This is a genomic window from Antarcticibacterium sp. 1MA-6-2, from assembly GCF_021535135.1.
Lineage (GTDB): Bacteria > Bacteroidota > Bacteroidia > Flavobacteriales > Flavobacteriaceae > Gillisia.
The window spans coordinates 1,086,144-1,108,529 of record NZ_CP091036.1 but is presented as its reverse complement, the minus strand read 5'-3'; the positions used below and the strand labels follow the sequence as shown (position 1 = coordinate 1,108,529).

Sequence of the window (22,386 nt, the reverse complement as noted above, 5' to 3'; positions counted from 1 at the left end):
ATGTCGTTTGCGAAAGGAAAATTCGAAGCAGAATTGAACGATATAGAAAAATTACTACGGAATATCGATTTTTTCGAAGAGAGAAATTTTTATCCTAGTAATGACTTTGACCCCTCTGTATATCGAAAGAAGAATTATTTAGAGAATTGGAAATCTTTAATTTCAGATAACATATATAGCTTTATGCTAACTGATAATTCCATATTGAATTTTAAATTAGATATAGACAATAGAAAAATAAGTTACACATATTATGAATGCCCCTTTAAATCTTTATCATACAAGGAGTATTTAATTGATAATGATATTGATTTCGAAGAAGATAGTAAAATTTTTATTGATTATTACGAGGTTTACCTTCATCAATGTGAACAAAAGGAAAATCCTTTAATGATAAGATATGACTATGATGAAAATTCATATTTTGAAGGAGTGCATCCCGCTTCACATCTACATGTAGGTCATAAAAACCAGGTAAGATTGGGATTAAATAAAATACTTACTCCTAAATCATTCACAAGTATAATTTTAAGACAAAATTACCCAGCATATTGGAAAACATTAATCATTAGCAAGAACACCTGGCGGGAAGCATTTCTAAAGGAAAAATCAGCTCTTTTAGACATCAGTTCATCCCATTGGAAAAAGTTGGATAAATCAGAATTCCACTTGAATTAAATTTTTAACTTAAGCTCACATCACCTAAATTTTATTTATAATTATTTTTATCTTTATGATATAAAAGACGATCAAATTAAATTAGTCTTAAAGTTCTTTCTAGTTTAGTGAATGATTCAGTGAATATTTCCACTTGATAATGTGCCAAGTGGCTGGTAGTAAGCTTTCCGAAGGGAACAGAGTTTCCTGCCACCCCGACGAACCACCTAAAAAGTGGCTATAAAACACTGTTAATCTATTGATTTACAGTGTTTTTTGTTTATAATGATATCAGATGATATCATATGATATCACCCTGTTTAGTTAATGATTCGGTGAATACATTCTTTACATTAAATTACTACAAGTAAATTGTGCTTTTCTATTTTCCTGATATTAAAAGCCAAAGCAGTAGATAATTTCTATCTCCACAAGTTTTAATAAAATTAGCACCACATCGTTTAAAACTTGTGGAATAGTCTTTGTACTTCTCATGCTCTGCAGAATAAACTCCTATATTTGTTAACACCCTTCAGAATGTTGATCTTTTTGATTCTTGTTGAAGGTAAATTTGTCGGCTTACCCGGTCTAATTTTTAGAATTGCAAGATACCAAAGCCGATTATGTGATTAGTTTTGCTGGTTTTGAAGAATTGCTACACGGATAGATTAGTAAATTTATGCCTAAAAAATCTAAGGATTTCAAAAAGAATAGACTTCTGGAGGTAATAGAAATATATGAAAATGATCCTGGTAGTTATATCATAATCCCGTAGGTGAGGGCGGTAAGACGATGAGAAGAAAGATAATTTAAGAAAGCATCAAGCAGAATTGGCTAAAAAGAATAATTTTATTGAACTTTAGAAATGAGAAAACTTATAATCGCTGTGCTTTTCCTTAGTTTAGGAAATTTACAGGCACAAAATCCATATTCCTATAAAGCTACTTATCAATTAGAATTTCAGGAGGATTCGACAGATGAGAATTCCATAAAATCTGAAATAGGTGTACTTTATTTAGGTAAAGGCCACTCGCGATATTCCAGCTTGGGTAAAGCGGTTAAGGATTCTTTAGAGAATATGAACAATCCTGTATTTATGAGGATGGATGAGTACCAACAAATGACCGACTTTAAATACAAGATCTTTAAAAATTATAAGGAAAACGAAATTGTTTTAGCCGAAGAAGTTTTCAAATATAAACTGAAATATAAACAGGATCTAAAAACGATCGATTGGGAAAATACAGCCGGAGAATAAAGAAATTTTAGGCTTTAGTGTTCAAAAAGCTACAGGCTCTTATGCTTAGGTAGAAATTATGTCGCCTGGTTTGCCCCAGAATTGCCATTTTTAGACGGACCTTATAAATTCAGTGGTTTGCCGGGACTCATTTTAGAGATTTCAGACCTGAAGAATCATTATCATTTTAGCTTAACTGCATTTCAGGAATTAGCAAATCCGGTAGATAAACTATTGAATTTAGAAAATTATAAAGCTGTTTCTCAAAAAGAACTTGATCAATTTCGAGACGATTATGACCGCGATCCTATTGGAACAATGCAAAAGGCAGGTGTCCAGTTTGGTTGGAGCGAAGAAGATGAAGCTAAAGCAAGAAAAGAACTAAGCGAAAAGTATAAAAGGCAAAATAATCCAATCGAGCTTCAGCCATAATACATCATCATCAATCCAAAAAAAAGACATTTGGGTCATTTAAGACAGATCTTCCTTTTCCTGGTATCAATATTCATTATTTCAACTAGCTATTCTCAAATAGAAATTTCGGGACAGGTTTTTGACGATCAGGATGAAAAACTTATTGGGGCAACGGTGATGGTTAGTAAAGATTCTGTTTCTTCGATATTGGCTTATGGCATTTCAGATGCAAATGGAAAATTCAAAATAGCTGTCAATAATGAGAGTGATGTCCTGTTTTTAAAGGTTTCATACATAGGTTTTGGTACTTTTAAAAAAACGATTCAGAATAAAGCACAAACACTGGAAGTTAAGCTTTCGCCCTCTTCAGAATCTTTAAAAGAGGTGATAGTGAAATCTGAAATTTTACGGCAGCGTGGCGATACGCTTAGTTTTTCAATAGCAGCCTTTAAGGGTAAGAACGACCGTGTGATCGCTGATGTTCTAAAAAAAATACCCGGCATCCATATACGGCCAAACGGGCAGATCCTTTATAAAAATGAGCCTATCCAGAAATATTATATCGAAGGTTTAGATCTGCTGGAAGGGCGTTATAATCTGGCTAATAATAATCTTTCTGTAGAAGCGGTTTCAAAAGTCGAGATCCTGGAAAATCATCAGCTAGTAAGAGTTCTGGATAGTTTGGAATTTTCAGACCGGGCTTCGATAAATATCAGGCTTAAAAAAGATATCACTCTTAGCGCAACGGCCACTGCAGGGATTGGCGCTGCACCCTTGCTGTGGCAAACAAAAGTAACGCCTATGATCTTCACCAAAAAACAACAGGCGATCGTTACCTATCAAAGTAATAATACCGGGACAGACGTCTCAGGAGAAATCAGCAATTTTACGATCAAATATGCCGGGGTAAACTTTGATATCGATAAAAAGGATTGGCTCTCGATCCAGAAAGTATTGGTGCCTCCATTTTCTCCGGAACGCTGGCTGGATAATAATGTGCATTTAGGTTCAGTAAACATTTTACAGCGCATTTAGGATAATACCGATCTAAAACTGAATATTTCTTATCTAAATGATTACCAGCAACAGGATGGAAGCTTACAAACACGCTATTTTACACCTACAGATACCATTGATGTGATCGAAAATAGCAATAATCATACTTTTGTAAATAAGTTAGAGGGGGAACTTACTTTTGAGAATAATAACGATAAGAATTACCTTAAAAATCAATTAAGATTTAATGGTAGCAGGAATACTAATCGCGGGTTTATCTACTAAGCCTGATACAGAAATTAAGCAACATCTGGAGGATCCCTTCTTCGGAATTAAAAACGATCTACGCCTGCTTCGCACTGTAGGAAAACAATTGATTACTTTCAATTCGAGCACTGGTCTTACACAAAGCAATCAGGATTTATTGGTGCAACCAGGGCAATTTGAAGCTATTTTTAATGATGGTGAACCCTATAATGTAATACAGCAACTGGTATCAGCCAGGAAAATGTATACCGATAATTCGGCTGGCTTAACAAAAGCGCTTGGCAAATTTACCATATCGCCTAAATTTGGATTTTCGATCCAAAACCAGCAATTAGATACAGATATTTTTCTTGATAACGGTGAAGAGGTTGTAGATACCGATTTTAAGAACAGAACAAATTTTGTGGAATCTTCGGTTTATTTTGAAAACTCTTTCAATTTTAAAAGTAAGGATGAAACCTGGAATTTACGTTTAAGTACACCCCTTCAATTTAAAAGTTTTCAGCTTGATGACGGGAATTTTGAAGAAACGAGGGATTTAGACCGATTGGTTTTTGAACCCTATTTTTATGCAATGAAAAAGCTTTCAGCATATTGGGAGGCAAATGCTTCGGCAGGATTGCGTAATGATTTTGGTGAACTTCAGCAATTATATTATGGGTTTTTACTTAATGGATACCGAAACCTGCATCGCTACAACGCACCAATTTCTGAAGAAACACAGCAAAACTATAGCGGGGGCCTCGCCTATCGAAATCCGTTAAAGCAATTGTTTTTAAATGCCTCTTACTCATATGCGTATTCTGAAAATAATCTATTATACAGTTCTAAAATTGGTGAAAACGGAACAATCATTTTAGAAGCTGTAGCTCGCAATAATAGTTTTGATAACCATAGTTTCAAAGTAAGCGGAAGTAAATATTTCAGGAAACTAAAAACAACACTTAAACTAAATACTTCATATAATTTATCCAGGCGGCAACAGCTTTTAAATAACACGCTGGCCGAAGTAAATACGCAAAGTTTTAATCTACAGGGAAATTTGGAAGCCGATGTTCTAAGTTGGCTAATTGCGAGTTATTCAGGTAATTTTTCAACGTATACTTCTGGTTTTGAAGATATTGATTTCCAACAAATTGAAAATCATCAACATACGCTCGATCTTTATTTTTATCCGAAAGAGAATCAGTACTTAAGTGTGGGTGGTGAATATTATGGGAATTCTTTATCTGAAAATGGAGATAATTTCTTTATGAACCTGGGCTATCAGTTTACTTTTGAAAAACCAAAAATGGATCTAAATATCAGTTGGCGAAATATTTTGAATACTGATGAATTTATTAATGTTTATAATAATCAAAATTATTACGTAGAAAGTAGTTATCGATTACGGCCATCGCAGGTGTTAGCAACATTAAAATTTACCTTATAAAATTACCAATTTCGTCAGGGAAGCCTGTATAGAATCTTTAGGAGGAGCCTTAAACGCCGAAAATCCTGGCGCAGATCGAGTAGAATTGTACGCAAACCTAGTGCAGGATAGAATTCAAAGTAATCAGTTTCCTGCCACCCCGACCTATTTAAATGCCCTAAAAAGTGTCTAACTTTTTGGGGGCACTCTAAAGTGTAGGGGTTTCTTTTTCAATCCCGAACCATTATCGCATGCCGCCGGAGGCAAAAAGGAAACAAAAAAGTTCTTATTTTATATTTTTTAAGCCTCCTTCAAGATTGTATATTTTTTTTTCGGGAAATAAAATTTCCAGTTTAGAAATGGCTTTTGAACTTCGTATCCCTGATGCGCAGTAGACGAGCAAATTGTCTTCGAAAACCAGCTCACTGTACCTCTTTTCAAGATCGGAAAGAGGAATGTGCAATCCACCAATATGATATACGGCCCGTTCATTGGAATTCCTTATGTCGAGTAAGGTAAAAGATTTTGGAGATTTTAGATACTCCTTAAAGGAAAGCGAATTGATTAGGTTATTTTCGCAGGAAAAATTTATTTCTTTCAAATTCGTTACCACCAGATCAGGATTTTTGGAGAACGGCAGGATCTGGATTTGTATATCAAGAGCGTCAAAAAGAAGTAGTTTTCCTGATAATATGTTTCCTATTCCTAAAATCATTTTTAGCACTTCATTTGCCTGCAAGTTTCCGATAATTCCCGGTAATATACCCAAAACTCCCACTTCGCTACAGGACGGCATCTCTTCGGCAAGACCGGGTTTCGGGAAGAGGCATCGGTACGTAGGCCCATTTTGATAATTGAAAACAGAAACCTGACCATCAAATTTAAATATAGAACCAAATACCAAAGGTTTTCCTGACAGGACTGCGGCATCGTTTGCCAAATATTTAGTGGAAAAATTGTCGCTCCCGTCCACGATTATGTCGTATGCAGAAAAAAGAGCGAGGGCATTTCCAGCCGATAACCTTTCCTTATAAGCCACTATTTCTATCGAACCATTCATTTCCTGAAGCCGATTTTTCGCAGCAATTACTTTTGGCTCCCCTACATTTTTTTCAGAAAAAAGGATCTGCCGCTGTAAATTTGAGCGGTCTACCAGATCATCATCTACAATTCCTATTTTTCCCACTCCTGCGGCTGTGAGGTATTGTAGAACAGGGCAGCCCAGACCATAAGCGCCAATGACCAGTACCTTTGCCTGCTTTAGTTTTAGTTGCCCCGCTTCCCCGATTTCCTCTAAAAGTATGTGCCGGAGGTAGCGTTGTTTTTCAATTTCTGTCAACATTATTACCAGCTTTTCTCCCAGTCCTTCCAAACTGGTTCTATTCCTCTTTCAGAAAGCATTTTTGCAATGATCTCTGTACTTCTTTCATCTGAAATTTCAAATTGCTCCAGAGATTGCGGCTCCACTACATAACCGCCGGGATTTGTTTTAGATTCAGCACTCATCGAGGTGATCCCCAGGTGGACAATATTATTTCTAAAAATTTCATTTTCCCTGGTAGAAATAGACAACTCCACCTCTTCATCCAGCAGCCTGTATGCGCAAATTACCTGAAGTAGATCAGGATCTGTCATCTCAACTTTGGGTTCGAGTCCGCCGCTGAAGGGTCGTAAACGTGGAAATGAAATGGAATACCTCGTTTTCCAATAGGTTTTTTGCAGATATTTGAGGTGCAGAGCAGTAAAAAAACTATCTGCTCTCCAATCTTCAAGACCAAATAACGCGCCAATCCCGATCTTATGGATTCCGGCCCCTCCTAACCTATCGGCAGTTTCCAAACGATAATCAAAATTTGATTTCTTTCCTTTTGGATGATGAATTTTATAGGTCTCTCTATGATAAGTTTCCTGGTAAACCAGCGTGGCATAAAGACCGCTTTTAATCAGTTTTTCATATTCATTCTGATCCAGTGGCTGAATTTCAATAGAAATATTCGAGAAATAAGGCCTCAGCAGTTTCACTGCATTACACATATATTCAACTCCCACGGTTTTGTTCGCTTCTCCCGTTACCAGCAGAATATGATCATATCCTTTTGATTTTAAAAATTCGGCTTCTTTAATAATTTCGGAATCGCTCAAAGTTTTCCTGGGTATTTTATTTGTCATACTGAAACCGCAATAGGTGCAAATATTTTGGCATTCATTGCTCAGGTACATTGGGGCGTACATCTGCATGGTATTCCCAAACCGCTTTTTGGTGATCATCCTGCTCTGCTGCGCCATTTGTTCGAGGAATGGTTTTGCGGCAGGGGAGATGAGGGCTTTAAAATCTTCAAGATTTCTTTTCCTGTTCTGCAGTGCAGCACGCACGTCGGCTTCTGTTTTGGAGAAAATACTTTGCAGCACCTCATCCCAGGAATATTTACTCAAAGTATCTTTAAAACTACTCATAAAGAAATTGTGTTAGAGGACTGCTTGCTTCAGCTTCTTGTTTTTGTGGAGCTAATTTTGCGTTGTAAGCCATTCTTCCGGCTTCTACAGCCATTTTAAAAGCTTTTGCTATTTCTACCGGGTTCCGGGAAACTGCAATCGCGGTATTTACCAAAACGGCGTCGGCTCCAATTTCCATCGCGTAAGCAGCATGGGACGGACTTCCAATTCCCGCATCTATAATCACCTAAGCACATTACTTTGTTCGATTATGATTTCCAGGAAATCCAGGGTTTTTAGTCCTTTGTTACTCCCGATTGGTGCTCCTAAAGGCATCACACATTGTGCTCCCACTTCTTCCAGTCGCTTGCACAAAACAGGATCGGCATGGATGTAAGGCATTACCACAAAACCCAATTTTACCAGCTCCTCACAAGCTTTTAAAGTCTCTACAGGATCTGGCAGTAAATATTTAGGATCTGGATGTATTTCCACTTTCACCCAATTCGTTTTGAGCGCTTCCCTGGCCAATTGAGCAGCAAATACTGCTTCTTTGGCATCCCGGACTCCTGACGTATTGGGGAGAAGGTTAATATAAGGATCGTTCAAAGCTGCGATCATTTTATCATTGTCATTCCCCGGTTCTACTCTTTTTAAAGCCACGGTCACCAGCTCACTTTCTGATGCTAAAACCGCCTGTTGCATTACTTCTGAAGAGCTGAATTTTCCTGTTCCCGTAAACAAACGGGAAACAAAGGTTTTGTCTGCTATTTTTAATGGATCTGTTTTGCTCATGAATGTTCTATTATAAATTGTTGTTGGATTTCCTGAAAGATTATCTCAGGTTGTGGATGCGAGGTGAGCCATCCCGAAACAGCTACTCCATGCAACCCTATTTCAGCCAGCGCCGGAATATCATTTGGTGTAATTCCCCCAATTGCGATCACCGGAATGGATTTTCCGCTAAGCACGAAGGCTACACAAAAGCTCCTGGTAACCTGCTGTGCCTAATATTGGGCTCAAATTCTTTTTAGTGGTAGTAAACCTAAACGGGCCAAGGCCAATGTAATCCACCTGCTTTTCACACAGGCTTTCACAATCCTCCAGTGTGTTTGCCGTTCCTCCAATGATCTTATCTTTTCCCAAAAGTCTCCTGGCTTCCAAAGGGCAGCTGTCTAATTTCCCCAGATGTACACCATCAGCATTTATTTTTTTTGCCACTTCAGGAAAGTCATTAATGATCAATTTCACCTGAAAGGCATCACAAATGTTTTTTACTGCTTTTGCTGTTTCCAGGACTCTCTCAAAAGTTTCATTTTTGAGCCGTAACTGAACCCAGTCTGCCCCGGCTGCACACATCCTACGGATGTTTTCCAGGTGTTCTTCAGGAATTTTTCCCTGTGAGATGTAGTGCAATTTTGAGATCATAAGTTGTGGTAGGCTAGTAAGGTGTTATTTGATGCTAAAATCTTTTCAATATATTTTTTTGCATTTTTTGAAGCTTCAACAAGGGAATTACCCAAAGCTAAATGTGCTGCCAGTGCCGATGAAAAAACACATCCGCTGCCGTGCTTTTCTGAACAATCTCGTCGAACGGGTTCTAAACGAAAGCAGTTCCCTTCTGTAGTAAACAATTCGTCCAGGCCAATATCTGCGGGGCGGTGTCCTCCCTTGAGGTATAAATTGGTCTTGCTGCTGATTTTCCTGACCGTTTCTTCAAAATTTAGTTCAGGGTAAAACAGTTTTAACTCATCAAAATTCGGAGTGACAACGTAAATTTTTTCCAGAATCGATTCCAGATCTATTTGAAATTCACCAGGTTCCTGAAATGAAAAGCCGCTACTGGATTTCAAAACCGGATCCCAAATGATCTTGGTTTTTTTATTCCTGATCATCAGTTTGTCAATTACTTTATTTAAGATCTGAAGGTTCTCCACAATTCCCATTTTCACCACTTCCACAGGATACCTTTCCATTAAAAGTGCCAGTTGCTGAAGTATGATGGCTTCAGAAGTCCAGTAGCAGGCTTCAAATTTGATATCATTCTGGATCGTATTTGCGGTGTTAACTGCCAGACCGTTACAGTTCAGCATTTCTAATGTTTTGGCATCAGCTAGCAATCCGGCTCCACCTGAAGGATCAAATCCGGCGATGCTTAAGACAAAGGGTCTGTTATTGGTAAACATTTCTGTACTCTTTAAAAATTTCAGTAAAAGCTTTATGTTTATTTCCAGAGAGCCATACGCCTCCCATAACTGCTACTCCTGAATATCCCATTTTTTTTGCCTTTAATATTTTATCAATTTCAATTCCGCCTAAAGCGATCACTTTATGCGGAAAATTTTCCACCCTGAAAGCCTGCCCCTCATATCCGGTTTTGGAAACAGAAGTAAAAACCGGGCTCAAAAAAATATAATCAAATGCCGAAGCTTCCTTCTTCACTTTTTCAGGATCGTGAAACGAGGAACTTACTGTAAGACCTTCCGATTGAAACCGCTCGATATAACTCTTTAAATCTTCTTTTTTGCTTCTGAAGCTTTCCTTTATATTAATTCCTTTCACTTGAAGAATTTCGGCTAAATGATGGTGTTGATGGAGGACCATTTTCCGAAGGTGTTTTTCATCAAATTGTGATAACCATATCTTCAGGTCTTCTTCAGTCATTCCGGGTTTTCGAACGTGCAAAAGGGGAAGCCCATTCTCGAAAAAATGAATGAGCTCTTTCTTTTCAGCACTGCCGTTTTCTTCCGAAGTAAAAAGAATGAACATCTAAATGTGTTTTTACAGGTAGACTTCACTTCCTTTTGCCTTAAATTCTTCCGACTTCTTTTTCATTCCTTCCTCAATTGCTTCCTGCGTATCCATTCCGTTTTCTTCAGCAAAATTCCGAACGTCCTGCGTGATCTTCATAGAGCAAAAATTGGGTCCGCACATAGAGCAGAAGTGGGCAACTTTAGCATTGTCAGAAGGTAAAGTCTCATCGTGGTATGATCTCGCGGTATCAGGATCAAGAGCCAGATTAAACTGATCTTCCCACCTAAATTCAAATCGGGCTTTACTCAGTGCATCATCCCTGTGTTGTGCCCCGGGGTGACCTTTCGCTAAATCGGCCGCGTGGGCAGCGATCTTATAAGTGATCACTCCTTCTTTTACATCGTCTCTGTTAGGCAATCCCAAATGCTCTTTAGGTGTCACATAGCATAGCATAGCACAGCCGAACCATCCTATCATAGCCGCACCAATCCCACTTGTAATGTGGTCGTAACCGGGAGCAATATCGGTGGTCAATGGTCCTAAGGTGTAGAAAGGAGCTTCCCCACATACTTCCAGTTGTTTATCCATATTTTCCTTGATCATGTGCATTGGAATATGGCCGGGACCTTCAATAATACATTGCACGTCGTGTTTCCAGGCAATTTTTGTGAGTTCACCTAAAGTTTCAAGTTCAGCGAACTGCGCATAATCATTAGCGTCGGCAATACTTCCGGGACGCAGGCCATCTCCAAGAGAAAATGAAACATCATAAGCTTTCATGATCTCACAGATATCTTCAAAATGGGTATACAGGAAACTTTCCTTGTGATGGGCCAAACACCATTTTGCCATGATAGAACCGCCCCGGGAGACAAGTCCGGTTACCCTTTTAGCCGTATGCGGGACGTATGCCAGACGAACTCCGGCATGAATGGTAAAATAATCCACTCCCTGCTCGGCCTGCTCAATAAGCGTATCCCTAAAAATTTTCCAGGTGAGGTCTTCGGCCTTTCCGTTTACTTTTTCCAGGGCCTGGTAAATAGGTACTGTTCCAATGGGCACCGGGGAATTCCTTAGGATCCATTCTCGAGTCTCGTGAATGTTCTTTCCGGTGGAAAGATCCATAATCGTATCTGCTCCCCAACGGCAGGCCCAGACGGCTTTTTCAACTTCTTCTTCAATTGAAGAGGACACTGCAGAATTCCCAATATTGGCGTTTATCTTCACAAGGAAATTCCGGCCAATGATCATAGGCTCATTTTCGGGGTGATTGATGTTGGAAGGAATAACTGCTCTCCCACGGGCAACTTCATCCCTTACAAATTCCGGAATGATAACCTTTGGGATACTGGCTCCAAAACTGTTCCCGGGGTGCTGTTCAGAGATTTTTTTGATCTCCTCCAACTTCTGGTTTTCCCGAATGGCGATGTATTCCATTTCCGGAGTGATAATGCCTTTCCTGGCATAATGCATCTGGGTCACATTATGTCCGGGCTTTGCTTTAAGGGGTTTTCTGTTCCTTTTGAAACGTAACTCATCAAGCTTGGGATTTTCTTCTCTTTCGCGCCCGTAAGCTGAAGAAAGGCCCTGTAGTTGTTCTACATCTTCCCGGCCCGCAATCCAGCTGTTGCGGATAGGCTCTAGTCCTACTCGCACATCGATATCTACTGACGGATCTGTATACGGTCCGCTGGTGTCATAGACTAAAACAGGATCATTCTTCTCAACTTTTCCGTTGAATTTGTCCACGGTGTCACTGAGGGAGATCTTCCGCATCGGGACTTTTATGTGGGGATGGATCTTTCCGCTTACATAGATCTTTTCTGAGTTGGGAAAGGGTTCACGGCTAAGGGTTTGCTGTTTTGGAATCTGGTCCTTTTTCATAATTACTTCTGTTTAGTGCTGTTTTTCTGCTTCCGGAAATCATTCCGTAGTAAATTTTATCCTCCCTGAGTGGCCCTAATAATGAGCACATTCTCGCCATCAGCCAATTCATGGCTATTCCAATTTGTTCGGGAAATAATTTGATTATTAACGGCAACAGCAATCCCTTTTTCGGAAATAGCAAGCTGAGTCAAAAGGTCCTGAAGACTGGATGGTGAATTAAAGGTGTGGGCGGTATTGTTGACGTTTACAGTTATCATTTTTATGATATTTAATAGCTGTAAACTGCAGGGGAGGCTCCCTAAAGAAAAAGTAAATACAAGCCAAAATTTCTCTAAAAAGAAATCATGGCAGAAAATATGTAGATAACACTTTTCCCTTCGCGGGTATTAACCGGATCAGGTTCAAAGGGTCTTATCTCAGCCGATTAGTAACAATCAGCACCCCTAAAGTTTACGTTTTCAAATATAAGGGAATTACTGGGAAAGGGAAAAATATTTTAATTAAAGCCTTCAATAATTTCTATAACTGCTGAGAGAAATGGGGCAGGATGGAAAGGAAGAGCGGCTCGACAATAAGACAAAAATTGTTATCCCAACCAAATTGTAACCTGCACTGTAATGCACTTCTTTCTTATTTTAGATCAGCTTGTTGTTCCGCGGTAATTTGGCCCCAAGGATTATAGGCGCGGGCTTCAAAATAACACCAAATTCTTTTTTGGAATATTTTCTTAATTATTCCTTAAAAATTTATACTTTTCCAGTCCCCAAATCCCCCAAAATGAAAAAAGCTCTGGTTATCCAGGAGGATATTATTATTCTGAAAATCCTGGAAAGGCTTATGAAGGTCAATTCCTATGACTGTAAAGCCATTCGTTCACTTTATGATCTTAATATAGAAGATCAAAATTACAATTACGACATAATTATATCTGATATCCTTTTTGATGGTATTGCTCCCCTGGATTTTATCTATCAAATAAAGGAAATCATCCTGCACCGCTCCCTGCTAATTGTTACCGATATGGGGCAGGATAAAATCGAACAGGATCTTTTTGCTTCTAAAAATATTGACGGTTTTTTTGCTGCACCTTTTGATATGCAGGGAATTACCAAGTTGATTGCCTGATGTCGATATTTATTCTTTCAATCGTAATAAAGCTTCTTTTGCTGCTGCTGGCGGGATGCTGGCTAACGATTGCGGTAAGTTTAATTTACAGGAAAAAAAGAACTAAACATTTAGCCTTAATAGAAGCAGCTTTTGCTGATATCACCTCGCAATACCTGTACCCATCTCCAGAGGAGCCTTTTGACCTAATTGCAGTTCAAAGAACTTTTCGCAAGCTGGGGATTGTACCTAATAAGCCGGGCAATGTGCAATACCTGGTAAATCTAATGATAAGAACGCAGCGCTCTCTTTTAGGAGAAAATTACCATAAGATTCAGGAACTTTATAAGCAAATCCCTCCTTACAGAGTTTCTTTTAATAAGCTTAAAAGTAAGAAATGGCATGTCAAGGGAAGAGGTATACGGGAGATCTATGAAATGGATCAGCAACAATACGTTAAGGAAGTATTACGGGAGATAAATAACAAGAATATTTATGTGAGAAGGGAGGCTCAAATTGCCATGGTTGTTTTTTTAGGTTGGGACAGCCTAAGATTTCTACCCTATTTAAAAAGAGAAATGACCCTGTGGCAGCAAATAAAAGTAGTTGAAAAATTACATGATTTGTATCCCGTTCCCAAATTAAAATATCTGCGGAAAGCATATGACAGTGATAAGCAGTACGCCACCGAATTAATAATGAGGATCATTAGGAAGTTTAGAATACAGGAAGAAGTAGATTTTATTCTTCGTTTTCTGGATTCCCCGAAATTTGATACACGAGAGACAGCACTCTATTGTATATCTTCATTTAAACTTAACGAGGATCAAATAAATGTTGTAAAACAGAAGTTTCACAACATTTCAAATATTGAGCAGCAGGTACAGCTGCTAAAGTATATAGATCGAATATCTCTTAATGTTGATCTTGAGTTTTATAGGTTATTACTGTACCAGAGTAATGATGTTATTAAATTAAGTACTGCAGAGATACTGTGGAACAGAGAATATAAGGAAGATATAGAGGAGTTTTACTAAGCAGTATTCTCCAGAACCTTCGCAGGTAAAAGATGGAGTCAAATTACTTTAAATACACCTATTTCGTAGTCAATTGCTTCTTCTTTTTGTATGGGCTTGTTCTCACATTGATCTATTTTGCGGGGATTATACTTTCTCACCGGGCAGTTCAAAGAAATAAGCGAAGAGCCCAATTTCTTCAGGTAAAAGATATCGTTAGCGCTACAGATATTCCTTCAGTCACCCTTGTTGCACCTGCCTATAATGAAGGGCTTACTATAGTAGAGAATGTAAAATCCCTGCTATCCATACAGTATCCTTTTTATGAACTAATAATTGTAAATGATGGAAGTAAGGATGATTCACTTGAAAAACTTATTAAGGAATATGCCCTGGAACCATTTGACGCTGCTTTTATTACGCAACCTATTCCCACTGCCACAGTAAACAGAATTTATAAGAGCAGGAAGGTGCAGTATAAGCATTTAACTGTTATTGATAAGAATAACGGTGGCCGTGCCGATGCCCTCAATGCGGGAATTAATTTTGCTAATACAGAACTTGTACTGTGTACCGATGCAGATTGCATTATTGAACAGGATGCTCTTATAAAAATGGTGCGGCCTTACCTGGAAGAAAGTGAAGAGGAAATAATTGCCTGTGGAGGTGCGATAGGGATTGCCAATGATTCAATAATCCACAACGGAGTCCTGAAGGAGCTACGCCTGCCAAAAGATCTTGTCCCAATGGTACAGGTGGTGGAGTATATTAGAGCTTTTTTAATAGGCAGGATGGGTTGGGGAGAAGTGAATGGTTTAATGTTGGTCTCCGGTGCTTTTGGAATGTATCCCAGGACAAGAATGATTGAAGTTGGTGGATTTAATCACAAAACAGTGGGAGAAGATCTAGAACTGTGCATTCGCCTGCGGGTCCATATGGAAAATCAAAAATTACCTTACAAGGTTGTTTACGTACCGGAAACCTTATGCTGGACTGAAGCACCACCAGATTACAATGTTCTTGTGAAGCAAAGAGACCGCTGGGCCAGGGGACTATGGGAGACTATAAAACTTCACAAGTATTTATTTTTTAATCCCCGCTACAGGAAAATGGGACTTATCTTTTTTCCTTACTGGTGTTTTTTTGAATTTGGAGCTCCAATTGTAGAATTCCTGGGGCTTATATGCATTATTGTTTTTGGGTTTATGGGATGGATAAGCTGGAGCACTGCTATTCTTTTCTTTCTAATGGTCTACCTGGTGGGATGCCTGTTCTCAACAGTCTCTGTATTTATGTATGTGAAAAACTTTCGGCATTATTCTACAGGGAAACAGGTTGCCGAACTTCTACTGGCGTGTTATCTTGAGCCGTTTCTATACCATCCCGTGATGTTATATGGACAAATGAAGGGTTATTACAAAAAATTATTCGGAATAAAATCTGGTTGGGGAACTATGACCCGGAAAGGTTTTCAGTCAGCAACTAAATAATAATTCATCACTTCTGCTTCAACCGGACTTTTGAAGAGTTGGATTTTCCCGGATTAAAATCTGTATCGGTAACTAATATTTCCAAGAAGTTGGGTGCCGGAGGTTTTATTAGTAATATCTTCATATAATGTCCCGCCACCAATCTGGAAGATATGATGCACTCCGGCAGTGAAATTAAAGCCTGCTGTTATGTAATAGGCATTTAGAGAAGGATTTTCCTGTACCTGGGAGAAAAGAGTGCGTTCATCTGGAGAGATGCCACTACCTAAACGCACAAAAGAATAATTATCGGCATTTGAGAAATAATATCTAATGTTCCCCTGGTAGTTCTGTACCATTTGGTTTCCTCTTTCGGGACCTATAAAGCTTCTTGCATTAAAATAAAATTTACCCGAATAAAGGCTAAGACCAATAATTCCTGTAAAATAGCTGCTTTCATTAAAGACGAGTAATCAAGCCTCCGGCTTCTGCCTCAAAGACACTGGCAAAGTTGTAAAATAATGATAAGCTGCTTCGCAGATCGGGAAAAATAGTACCATTTGAAAATCCAATATTGGTAAAGGCATAAAGCCTGTCATTGAAAACCGGGTAAGCTTCAAGTTCGTAAAGTGCGGCATCATCGTAGCCTCTATTGGAGTAATTTACTCTTCCTATAACTGCAGTTCTATCAAAATTATGTTGATACTCTGCACTGATGGTATGCCAGGGATCAGTTCGGGAATAATCTTTACTGAAGTTGATGAATTGATATGTAAATCCTATTTCATCTGAAACACTTCGGTTTAGGATAATTTGCAGGTCATATCTTTCTGCACCCGTTAATCCTTCAGAAGAAATTAGATTCATGGCAATTTCCCTGGCTTTTTTCCTTTCTCCTTCGGCTATTAAGAGTTGTGCTTTTTTTACCTGAAGGCCTTTGTCTGCCGGATAAATTATTTCAGCCATTTTTAAATAATCCAGTGCCCCGGTATTATTGGTAAACAAATTAATTCTTCTGTATACGAGAGGTTTAAGATCTGCATACTCAGGGGCTTCAGTCAATAGATACTCCAGTTCGTCATCTGCTTTGGAAAGTTCATTTACAGCCCAAAGATTTCGAATTTGTAATATCCTAATATCGTGGTATTTAGGTGCGAGCTCCAGTCCACGATTGGTGAGTTGAAGAGATTTTTGATACTCTTCATTTTTATAATGTTCCAGGGCTTTTTGGTAAAGGATATCTGTATTTGTTTCTGTCACCTCCTGGGCGTTTATTATAAAAGGACAGAGTAACAAGACCAGGGTAAAAAGCAGGTTTTTCATTGAAGGGGGATTCAGAATATTTTTCAAATTTATGTTTTTCGCTATAATTCCTGCCTTTTTTGGAAAACAACTTTAAAAAGAGTTTTAAGAATTGATCTATAGCTTCAAAAATGAGAAGGATTTTCCAATTTTCTGGAATTTACAATTCACACAAAATCCTGCACAAATCAAGCTGTGCAGGATTTTCCTGGTAATTTTAAGTTAATTCCTGTTTCAGGAGCGTTACTTTTGATAAAAGGGAAATTTTAGTCCCACGTAAACATCTGTTGTTCTACTGGAGTCTGAAATTAAATTTGTAATTGCTGATCCCGATCCTACCATTAGTGGGCCCAGTCTAAATCCAGCACCCATCGCAAAACCATCATATTGGCGGATGCTTAGTGGAAGGTAAAAACTAAACCAGCGGGTTTCCAGTCGGGGAGTGGCAGTAAGGGTGTTTAAGAGCCTGCTTGCCTGTTGTTCTTCTTCAGAAACCAGAGAAAGTGATCCCTGTAAGCTTATATAAAAATTATTTCTGAATCGGTAATCTGCAAGGAGGTGTAAAGCAGTGGGAAGATTAATTTTACTTTCAACTATTTCTTCTGTCCCTTCATAGTTTTCCTTCAGAATTGTTTCCAGGTCATCTTCTTCGCCATTGGTTTCTCTAAATTTGTTTGTATCCAGGGTTTGATCGAGGTTGTAGCGATTTACTGTAGATCCTTCATAAGAAATACTTCCTATATCAGTTATTGAAATCCCAAGTTTAAAATTGTATTTATTTTTTGCCCGTGAAAGAGAGTCAGGAGAAATATTGGGTCGGTATTCATAGGTAAAACCAAGATCAGCACCAATTCCGGAGCTAAGATTACTAAATTCTATATCTTGATTATCAAAACCTTCACTCGTTCCATACATAAGCGATCCGGTAGTGGTAAGTGTTTCATTGGTAGCATCAAACTGCCCTGATACTGAGGGAGCATTTGTAAAAAGAGTCCCTGCACCCTGGAGATATTTTAGACTTAGCCCGCCTTTCAAAAAATTACTTCCACCGTCCACCAGGATCCTCCCATATGTAAGTCCTATTTCTCCCCATACGTGCATCGTACCCGTTAAATCCTTGATTTCAAAGTCAAAATCGTCTTCCTCATCAAAATTGTTTGTGAGACTTTCATATAAGGTTCCATTGATATTATTGAGGTTGAAGAACGTTCTTACTCTTGTAGTAATTGCCAGACTACTCCGTGCATTGAGATTAAACATTGCCGAAGGTCCTAAAACATCAAGATTGACAAAAAATTTATTATCATTTAAGGGACTTTTCACTACATCATCATCAATATTAAAACCATCTTCAGCTTTAAGAATGCTGTTAAGATCGATGGCGAAATAGTCACTTCCAGCAAAACTACTTACAGAGAAAATATTAATATCACTTCTTAACCGGGAGTCAACTACAGATGACGGATTATAAATTACACCATGTACCCCGCTGTAATTATCTGCAGTATAGCCAATATATCTTTGGGAAAATAATGAGAAACTCGTGAGATAGAAGCAAACAAAAAGCAATTTGGAAATAGTAGTTTTCATAATTTTAGGTTGTTAGTTGAAGATTAAACCTAATTATTATGTGACTGTTAAAAAATACCCAATTTCGGGTATTTTCTGTATGAGTGACAGGAGTATTTTGGCCAGTGACTAATAAGGAAAACGGGGAGATATGATAGGGATCATAATAATTGATATGAAAATAAACTTGCTTTACATCTTTAAATTTTCGCACTTAAGGCAATGAAAAAAACTACTTCTTTACTTATTCTTTTTTTCTTTAGTTTTCCAATACTCAAGGCTCAGGAATTTACTGCCGGAATACAAATAAGGCCTCGATTTGAATACAGAAATGGGTTTAAAACGCTTCTGGAAAATGAACAGGAGGCTGCTGGATTTATTTCTCAACGATCGCGGTTGAACCTGCAATACCAGGAGGAGAAAATTAGTGTGAAGTTATCTATGCAGAATGTGAGAACATGGGGTGATGTTCCTACTGTCACCACGGCTGATAAGAATGGGATTGCTATTTTTGAAGCATTCGGGCAGTATAACATTCAGCCGGGCATATTTGTAAGATTAGGAAGACAGGTTTTAGCTTATGATAATCAACGAATTCTTGGAGGACTTGATTGGGCGCAGCAGGGCCAGAGTCATGATGCTTTGCTTTTTAATCTGTCATCTGGCGGTACTCATGAATTCCAACTGGCACTTGGTTTAAATGAGGATGGGGAAGATCTATATGAAGCTCCTTACCTTGTGAACACTTATAAAAATTTACAAATGGCACTTTATCGATTTGCTGCTAAAAATTCCGGGATTAGCCTGTTGGTTCTAAACACAGGTTATGAAACAGAAACCGCTGCCGATGAGAGGAAAACGCAGTATTTACAAACTTTTGGATCCTACTATTCCTTTATTTCTGAAAAATGGTCGGGAGATATATCACTTTATGGTCAAACCGGAAAAAGAAATAATCAGGAAATCCAGGGCTGGTATGTGGGAGGCAATCTCAATTATATGGTTACTTCAGCATTTACAGTAGGGGTGGGAGCAGAATATATTTCGGGAACTGATTCTTTTGAAGATATGGAAACGAGCTTTTCTTTTACCCCGTTATTTGGTACAAACCACGGGTTTAATGGTTTTATGGATTATTTCTATGTGGGTAATCATTTTAATTCTGTTGGAATTCAGGATTATTATGGAAAGTTTTCCTTCCGCTTAAAAAATGCAGAACTGGCTTTAGTACCTCACTTATTTTATACAGCAGCAAAACTTCAGGAGGGTATAAATAATTTAGATCCCTATCTTGGAACTGAAATTGACGTTGTTGGTTCCCACAGAATAAGTAAAAGTTTAACGGGCAGTCTTGGTTATTCCCAAATGTTTGGTACAAATTCCCTGGAATTTTTAAAAGGAGGAGACGCAGATAGAATTCAAAACTGGGCCTGGGTGATGATCTCTTTTCATCCGGAAGTTTTTACCGTGCGAAAAGAAGGAAAGGAAATCATAAAATAGGGGGACAAAAATTATTTTTGCTTTTTCAGAAGGTCATCCAGCTTATTTTTTATTTTAAATATTTCCTGATTAATGGAATCCAGATTCTCCTGAAAAACTTTAATTTTTCCCTTGTAAGCCAGTTCCTTATGAGGTATAAGAATATTGCTCACTTTTCCAATGATCATTAAAAGTTGCTTAATGTCAGACCGTTTAATTTTTTTCTTATTTGTCTCCCCGGGGTTGTCACTTTCCAGCCAGAAATAGTCAGAATTTTCGTGTTTAAAAATTCTTTTTGTAAAGAGATCTTCCTCGGTCACTATAACTACAAGAGAGCCATCAACAACATAAGAAAGGTTATGTTGGGTTTGACAAATAAGAACATCGCCAGATAAAATAGTAGGTTGCATACTATCTCCCTCAATTTCGATAAGGACACTGTCTTTTGTAGGGTTATACCCAGGTATTTTATAATACTCAAAATCGTCCATAAGATCCTCCTTGTGGATGTTTCTAATAAGCCCGGCGTGAGCTTTGGCGTCTATTAGGGGTAAGAAACCGTTTTTGGGTGTCATATTAACAAGTTTTTTGTTGCTTAGAGAAGATAATCTGCTGTTACATTAAATAGTTTACTTAGTCTAATAATATGGTCTGAAGTTGTGCCATTTTGAGAATTTTCCAGGAGGGAAAAAGCAGCCTGAGAAATAAATAATTTTTCGGCAACAAAAGACTGAGAGAAATGGCACCCGGTGCGAAGCTCTTTAATTCTTATGCCAATTTCTTGTTTCTCTACCACCTGGTGTATTGTTGATTTATAATTATCAATGATAAGGTAGGCAATAAAAGGAGGCACAGGGTTAAACCACTGTTAAATAAAGCTTTTAACCCAAAGCTAACCTGGCCTGTTGTAATTAAAGTTTAAACTAATATTTTTACACCTTCATTTGATGAACAGCCTGCTTCCCCATTTCGGGTGGTAAATAATCCAGTTTTCATTTTGAATATTGTAAATAACCTGTTTAATTTGCACTTCCAAAATCGGGATGTGGCGCAGTCTGGTAGCGTATACGTCTGGGGGGCGTAGGGTCGCAGGTTCAAATCCTGTCATCCCGACAATTGTAGTGTCAATAGACATCAATACATAGCTAATCTTATGAAAATCAATCATTTGTATTTTTATTGAAATTATAAGATTAGCTTTATTATCAAATGAAAGGTTACCTATTCGGTTACCTAAATTGTTGCCAGAATATTCACTAATTTGGTAATTTCACAGACTTGACTTTCGTCTCGGTTTGACTTTCCTTAAATTCTATAGAATAATTTCCATCAAACATCTTAGTATATCCATAGAGGTTGAAGTGATAATTTCGGAAATGTTACTAAAAAACAAACCCCGGAAATCAGATTTCCAGGGTTGAGAGGCAAATCGATCCCTCACTTCAATTTACCTCTATAATGTTTTTAGGGCTTTATAACCATTCCTTTTAAGTAATTAAAACGTTTTTGTAACCGTTTGTACAAACTAATGTAAAAAAGAGATATTAAGTTATAAATACTGCCATTGATAATTAACCAATTTTTAACAATAATTTTGCTGGAAGCGGGTGGTTTTTATAATGAACCATTATAAGCTGAACGCGTAAAAATAATTCAGACTATTTTTTTAATCTTAGGTTTGGAATTAAGAGTAAACAAAAAATGGTAGAAGATTGAAAGATATAAATGAAATATTGTCGTTCTGCTGGTGCAATACCACTTTTCCCTAATGAAATTTTATACTAGCTGGTTTTAAAAAGTTAGGGTCTGGAGTCGTTTAACAATTCTAACAAAAAATTTAATTGATATCTCCAGACCCTAAAATGCTAATCTTTTTTCTTTCCTTTTGTAAGTAAAAGAATTCCTGCTGTAGCAACAGTTGCTGTCAACGCAGCCTTAAGTATAAAGTTCTTCCTGTTATATTTCCATTCTGCAATCCAGCCTCTTTCAACAAAGACGTTAGGAATATATCCTTTCGAAAAATCATCTATATACCCTTCAACAACTCCTATTCTGTCTGCAAGAACGAGTTGCATCCAGCGGGCATAACTGCTTTCACTGTATTTAAAAGCAAATCTTCGTATAGCTCCACTTAAACCTTTAGGAGGCATGGCCGTTCCAAAAACCGCGGTAATATTAGGCCTTTCAACAGATTTTAATACCTCAATATTAACTGGTTGTTGAGGTGGCCTTTCCCAGGTGTACCCCTTAATTTCTTCATCTGTTCGTTTTTTCATGGGGTAGGTAGGATCATTTTTAGGATCGGCATCTATTCCCCAACCTTTAATATGGCTGTAATCTCCACCTCTTTTATTTACAAAATCTTCCGGATTTGTTTCATCTGTCATAACA

Annotated in this window: 21 protein-coding genes, 1 tRNA gene, 2 pseudogenes and 1 riboswitch; of the genes and pseudogenes, 9 read left to right on the top strand and 15 right to left on the bottom strand. The window is 38.0% G+C overall.

The window, feature by feature from the left end:
- From LZ575_RS05605 to LZ575_RS05590, 4 genes and pseudogenes are all read left to right on the top strand, one after another.
- A complete protein-coding gene (locus tag LZ575_RS05605) occupies positions 1-678 on the top strand; it encodes a DUF2290 domain-containing protein (RefSeq protein ID WP_235329682.1) in 678 nt (225 codons plus the stop codon).
- A gap of 844 nt (positions 679-1,522) precedes the next feature.
- Positions 1,523-2,326 (top strand): annotated as a pseudogene (locus LZ575_RS05600) (GLPGLI family protein).
- A gap of 30 nt (positions 2,327-2,356) precedes the next feature.
- Entirely contained in the window at positions 2,357-3,343 is a 987-nt protein-coding gene (locus tag LZ575_RS05595; RefSeq protein WP_235329680.1) for a carboxypeptidase-like regulatory domain-containing protein, read from the top strand.
- A 208-nt stretch (positions 3,344-3,551) separates the two neighbouring features.
- Positions 3,552-5,003: a hypothetical protein gene (locus LZ575_RS05590; protein ID WP_235329678.1), complete on the top strand. Its 1,452-nt coding sequence runs from the start codon at positions 3,552-3,554 to the stop codon at positions 5,001-5,003.
- Between the two features lie 265 nt (positions 5,004-5,268).
- Here the strand turns inward: LZ575_RS05590 and moeB are convergent, their stop codons facing one another.
- The 9 genes and pseudogenes from moeB to thiS form a co-directional block, all read right to left on the bottom strand.
- Positions 5,269-6,354, bottom strand: coding sequence for a HesA/MoeB/ThiF family protein (moeB, locus tag LZ575_RS05585; RefSeq protein WP_235329676.1), 1,086 nt, complete (start codon positions 6,352-6,354; stop codon positions 5,269-5,271).
- On the bottom strand, positions 6,327-7,436 hold the full coding sequence (thiH, locus tag LZ575_RS05580; protein ID WP_235329674.1) for a 2-iminoacetate synthase ThiH: 1,110 nt from the start codon (positions 7,434-7,436) through the stop codon (positions 6,327-6,329). The genes moeB and thiH overlap by 28 nt, the downstream gene beginning before the upstream one ends.
- Positions 7,429-8,210 (bottom strand): annotated as a pseudogene (locus tag LZ575_RS05575) (thiazole synthase). Before LZ575_RS05575 ends, thiH begins: the two are co-directional and overlap by 8 nt.
- The gene (locus tag LZ575_RS22345; protein WP_255702810.1) at positions 8,207-8,386 is read right to left on the bottom strand and encodes a thiamine phosphate synthase; all 180 of its coding nucleotides are present in this window, start codon (positions 8,384-8,386) and stop codon (positions 8,207-8,209) included. Before LZ575_RS22345 ends, LZ575_RS05575 begins: the two are co-directional and overlap by 4 nt.
- Positions 8,379-8,831, bottom strand: coding sequence for a thiamine phosphate synthase (locus LZ575_RS22340; protein ID WP_255702809.1), 453 nt, complete (start codon positions 8,829-8,831; stop codon positions 8,379-8,381). The genes LZ575_RS22345 and LZ575_RS22340 overlap by 8 nt, the downstream gene beginning before the upstream one ends.
- Before the next feature lie 8 nt (positions 8,832-8,839).
- Positions 8,840-9,601, bottom strand: a complete 762-nt coding sequence (locus LZ575_RS05565) for a hydroxymethylpyrimidine/phosphomethylpyrimidine kinase (RefSeq protein ID WP_235329672.1) — start codon at positions 9,599-9,601, stop codon at positions 8,840-8,842.
- Positions 9,588-10,184 carry a thiamine phosphate synthase gene (locus LZ575_RS05560; RefSeq protein WP_235329670.1) on the bottom strand — a complete coding sequence of 199 codons (597 nt, stop codon included), beginning with the start codon at positions 10,182-10,184 and terminating at the stop codon, positions 9,588-9,590. The genes LZ575_RS05565 and LZ575_RS05560 overlap by 14 nt, the downstream gene beginning before the upstream one ends.
- Positions 10,185-10,196: 12 nt before the next feature.
- The gene (gene thiC / locus LZ575_RS05555; protein ID WP_235329668.1) at positions 10,197-12,053 is read right to left on the bottom strand and encodes a phosphomethylpyrimidine synthase ThiC; all 1,857 of its coding nucleotides are present in this window, start codon (positions 12,051-12,053) and stop codon (positions 10,197-10,199) included.
- Positions 12,054-12,109: 56 nt separating this feature from the next.
- Positions 12,110-12,313 carry a sulfur carrier protein ThiS gene (thiS, locus tag LZ575_RS05550; RefSeq protein ID WP_235329666.1) on the bottom strand — a complete coding sequence of 68 codons (204 nt, stop codon included), beginning with the start codon at positions 12,311-12,313 and terminating at the stop codon, positions 12,110-12,112.
- 98 nt (positions 12,314-12,411) lie between these two features.
- Positions 12,412-12,511, bottom strand: a riboswitch (TPP riboswitch).
- Positions 12,512-12,833: 322 nt separating this feature from the next.
- On the opposite strand from thiS, the gene LZ575_RS05545 reads away from it, so the two are divergent.
- The 3 genes from LZ575_RS05545 to LZ575_RS05535 are packed head-to-tail and all read left to right on the top strand — an operon-like array spanning position 12,834 to position 15,666.
- Positions 12,834-13,181, top strand: coding sequence for a response regulator (locus LZ575_RS05545; protein ID WP_235329664.1), 348 nt, complete (start codon positions 12,834-12,836; stop codon positions 13,179-13,181).
- A complete protein-coding gene (locus LZ575_RS05540) occupies positions 13,181-14,197 on the top strand; it encodes a hypothetical protein (protein ID WP_235329662.1) in 1,017 nt (338 codons plus the stop codon). The genes LZ575_RS05545 and LZ575_RS05540 overlap by 1 nt, the downstream gene beginning before the upstream one ends.
- 32 nt (positions 14,198-14,229) lie before the next feature.
- Positions 14,230-15,666, top strand: coding sequence for a glycosyltransferase (locus tag LZ575_RS05535; RefSeq protein WP_235329660.1), 1,437 nt, complete (start codon positions 14,230-14,232; stop codon positions 15,664-15,666).
- A 53-nt stretch (positions 15,667-15,719) separates the two neighbouring features.
- Here LZ575_RS05535 and LZ575_RS22335 read toward each other — a convergent pair whose 3' ends face one another.
- The 3 genes from LZ575_RS22335 to LZ575_RS05525 all read right to left on the bottom strand — a co-directional run bounded on the left by LZ575_RS22335 (position 15,720) and on the right by LZ575_RS05525 (position 18,537).
- Positions 15,720-16,028: a hypothetical protein gene (locus LZ575_RS22335; protein WP_409187206.1), complete on the bottom strand. Its 309-nt coding sequence runs from the start codon at positions 16,026-16,028 to the stop codon at positions 15,720-15,722.
- Between the two features lie 76 nt (positions 16,029-16,104).
- Positions 16,105-16,968 carry a YaiO family outer membrane beta-barrel protein gene (locus LZ575_RS22330; RefSeq protein ID WP_255702808.1) on the bottom strand — a complete coding sequence of 288 codons (864 nt, stop codon included), beginning with the start codon at positions 16,966-16,968 and terminating at the stop codon, positions 16,105-16,107.
- A gap of 222 nt (positions 16,969-17,190) precedes the next feature.
- Complete coding sequence (locus LZ575_RS05525) at positions 17,191-18,537, bottom strand: DUF5723 family protein (protein WP_235329658.1); 1,347 nt, start codon at positions 18,535-18,537, stop codon at positions 17,191-17,193.
- Positions 18,538-18,738: 201 nt separating this feature from the next.
- On the opposite strand from LZ575_RS05525, the gene LZ575_RS05520 reads away from it, so the two are divergent.
- Positions 18,739-20,016, top strand: coding sequence for an alginate export family protein (locus LZ575_RS05520; RefSeq protein WP_235329656.1), 1,278 nt, complete (start codon positions 18,739-18,741; stop codon positions 20,014-20,016).
- Between the two features lie 11 nt (positions 20,017-20,027).
- On the opposite strand, the gene LZ575_RS05515 is transcribed toward LZ575_RS05520, so the two are convergent.
- Positions 20,028-20,570 carry a S24/S26 family peptidase gene (locus LZ575_RS05515; RefSeq protein ID WP_235329654.1) on the bottom strand — a complete coding sequence of 181 codons (543 nt, stop codon included), beginning with the start codon at positions 20,568-20,570 and terminating at the stop codon, positions 20,028-20,030.
- Between the two features lie 20 nt (positions 20,571-20,590).
- Positions 20,591-20,791, bottom strand: a complete 201-nt coding sequence (locus tag LZ575_RS05510) for a helix-turn-helix domain-containing protein (protein ID WP_235329652.1) — start codon at positions 20,789-20,791, stop codon at positions 20,591-20,593.
- 243 nt (positions 20,792-21,034) lie between these two features.
- Here LZ575_RS05510 and LZ575_RS05505 point away from each other — a divergent pair.
- A tRNA-Pro gene (locus LZ575_RS05505) sits at positions 21,035-21,108 on the top strand.
- A 752-nt stretch (positions 21,109-21,860) separates the two neighbouring features.
- Here the strand turns inward: LZ575_RS05505 and LZ575_RS05500 are convergent.
- The gene (locus LZ575_RS05500; RefSeq protein WP_235329650.1) at positions 21,861-22,382 is read right to left on the bottom strand and encodes a hypothetical protein; all 522 of its coding nucleotides are present in this window, start codon (positions 22,380-22,382) and stop codon (positions 21,861-21,863) included.
- Positions 22,383-22,386 lie beyond the last annotated feature (4 nt).

Excerpts from the sequence above, each read along its gene's own strand:
- LZ575_RS05605 (WP_235329682.1), top strand. The coding sequence starts at position 1 with ATGTCGTTTGCGAAAGGAAAATTCGAAGCAGAATTGAACGATATAGAA.
- LZ575_RS05590 (WP_235329678.1), top strand. The coding sequence starts at position 3,552 with ATGGTAGCAGGAATACTAATCGCGGGTTTATCTACTAAGCCTGATACA.
- thiH (WP_235329674.1), bottom strand. The coding sequence starts at position 7,436 with ATGAGTAGTTTTAAAGATACTTTGAGTAAATATTCCTGGGATGAGGTG.
- LZ575_RS05565 (WP_235329672.1), bottom strand. The coding sequence starts at position 9,601 with ATGTTTACCAATAACAGACCCTTTGTCTTAAGCATCGCCGGATTTGAT.
- LZ575_RS05560 (WP_235329670.1), bottom strand. The coding sequence starts at position 10,184 with ATGTTCATTCTTTTTACTTCGGAAGAAAACGGCAGTGCTGAAAAGAAA.
- thiC (WP_235329668.1), bottom strand. The coding sequence starts at position 12,053 with ATGAAAAAGGACCAGATTCCAAAACAGCAAACCCTTAGCCGTGAACCC.
- thiS (WP_235329666.1), bottom strand. The coding sequence starts at position 12,313 with ATGATAACTGTAAACGTCAACAATACCGCCCACACCTTTAATTCACCA.
- LZ575_RS05545 (WP_235329664.1), top strand. The coding sequence starts at position 12,834 with ATGAAAAAAGCTCTGGTTATCCAGGAGGATATTATTATTCTGAAAATC.
- LZ575_RS05540 (WP_235329662.1), top strand. The coding sequence starts at position 13,181 with ATGTCGATATTTATTCTTTCAATCGTAATAAAGCTTCTTTTGCTGCTG.
- LZ575_RS05535 (WP_235329660.1), top strand. The coding sequence starts at position 14,230 with ATGGAGTCAAATTACTTTAAATACACCTATTTCGTAGTCAATTGCTTC.
- LZ575_RS22330 (WP_255702808.1), bottom strand. The coding sequence starts at position 16,968 with ATGAAAAACCTGCTTTTTACCCTGGTCTTGTTACTCTGTCCTTTTATA.
- LZ575_RS05525 (WP_235329658.1), bottom strand. The coding sequence starts at position 18,537 with ATGAAAACTACTATTTCCAAATTGCTTTTTGTTTGCTTCTATCTCACG.
- LZ575_RS05520 (WP_235329656.1), top strand. The coding sequence starts at position 18,739 with ATGAAAAAAACTACTTCTTTACTTATTCTTTTTTTCTTTAGTTTTCCA.
- LZ575_RS05515 (WP_235329654.1), bottom strand. The coding sequence starts at position 20,570 with ATGACACCCAAAAACGGTTTCTTACCCCTAATAGACGCCAAAGCTCAC.
- LZ575_RS05500 (WP_235329650.1), bottom strand. The coding sequence starts at position 22,382 with ATGACAGATGAAACAAATCCGGAAGATTTTGTAAATAAAAGAGGTGGA.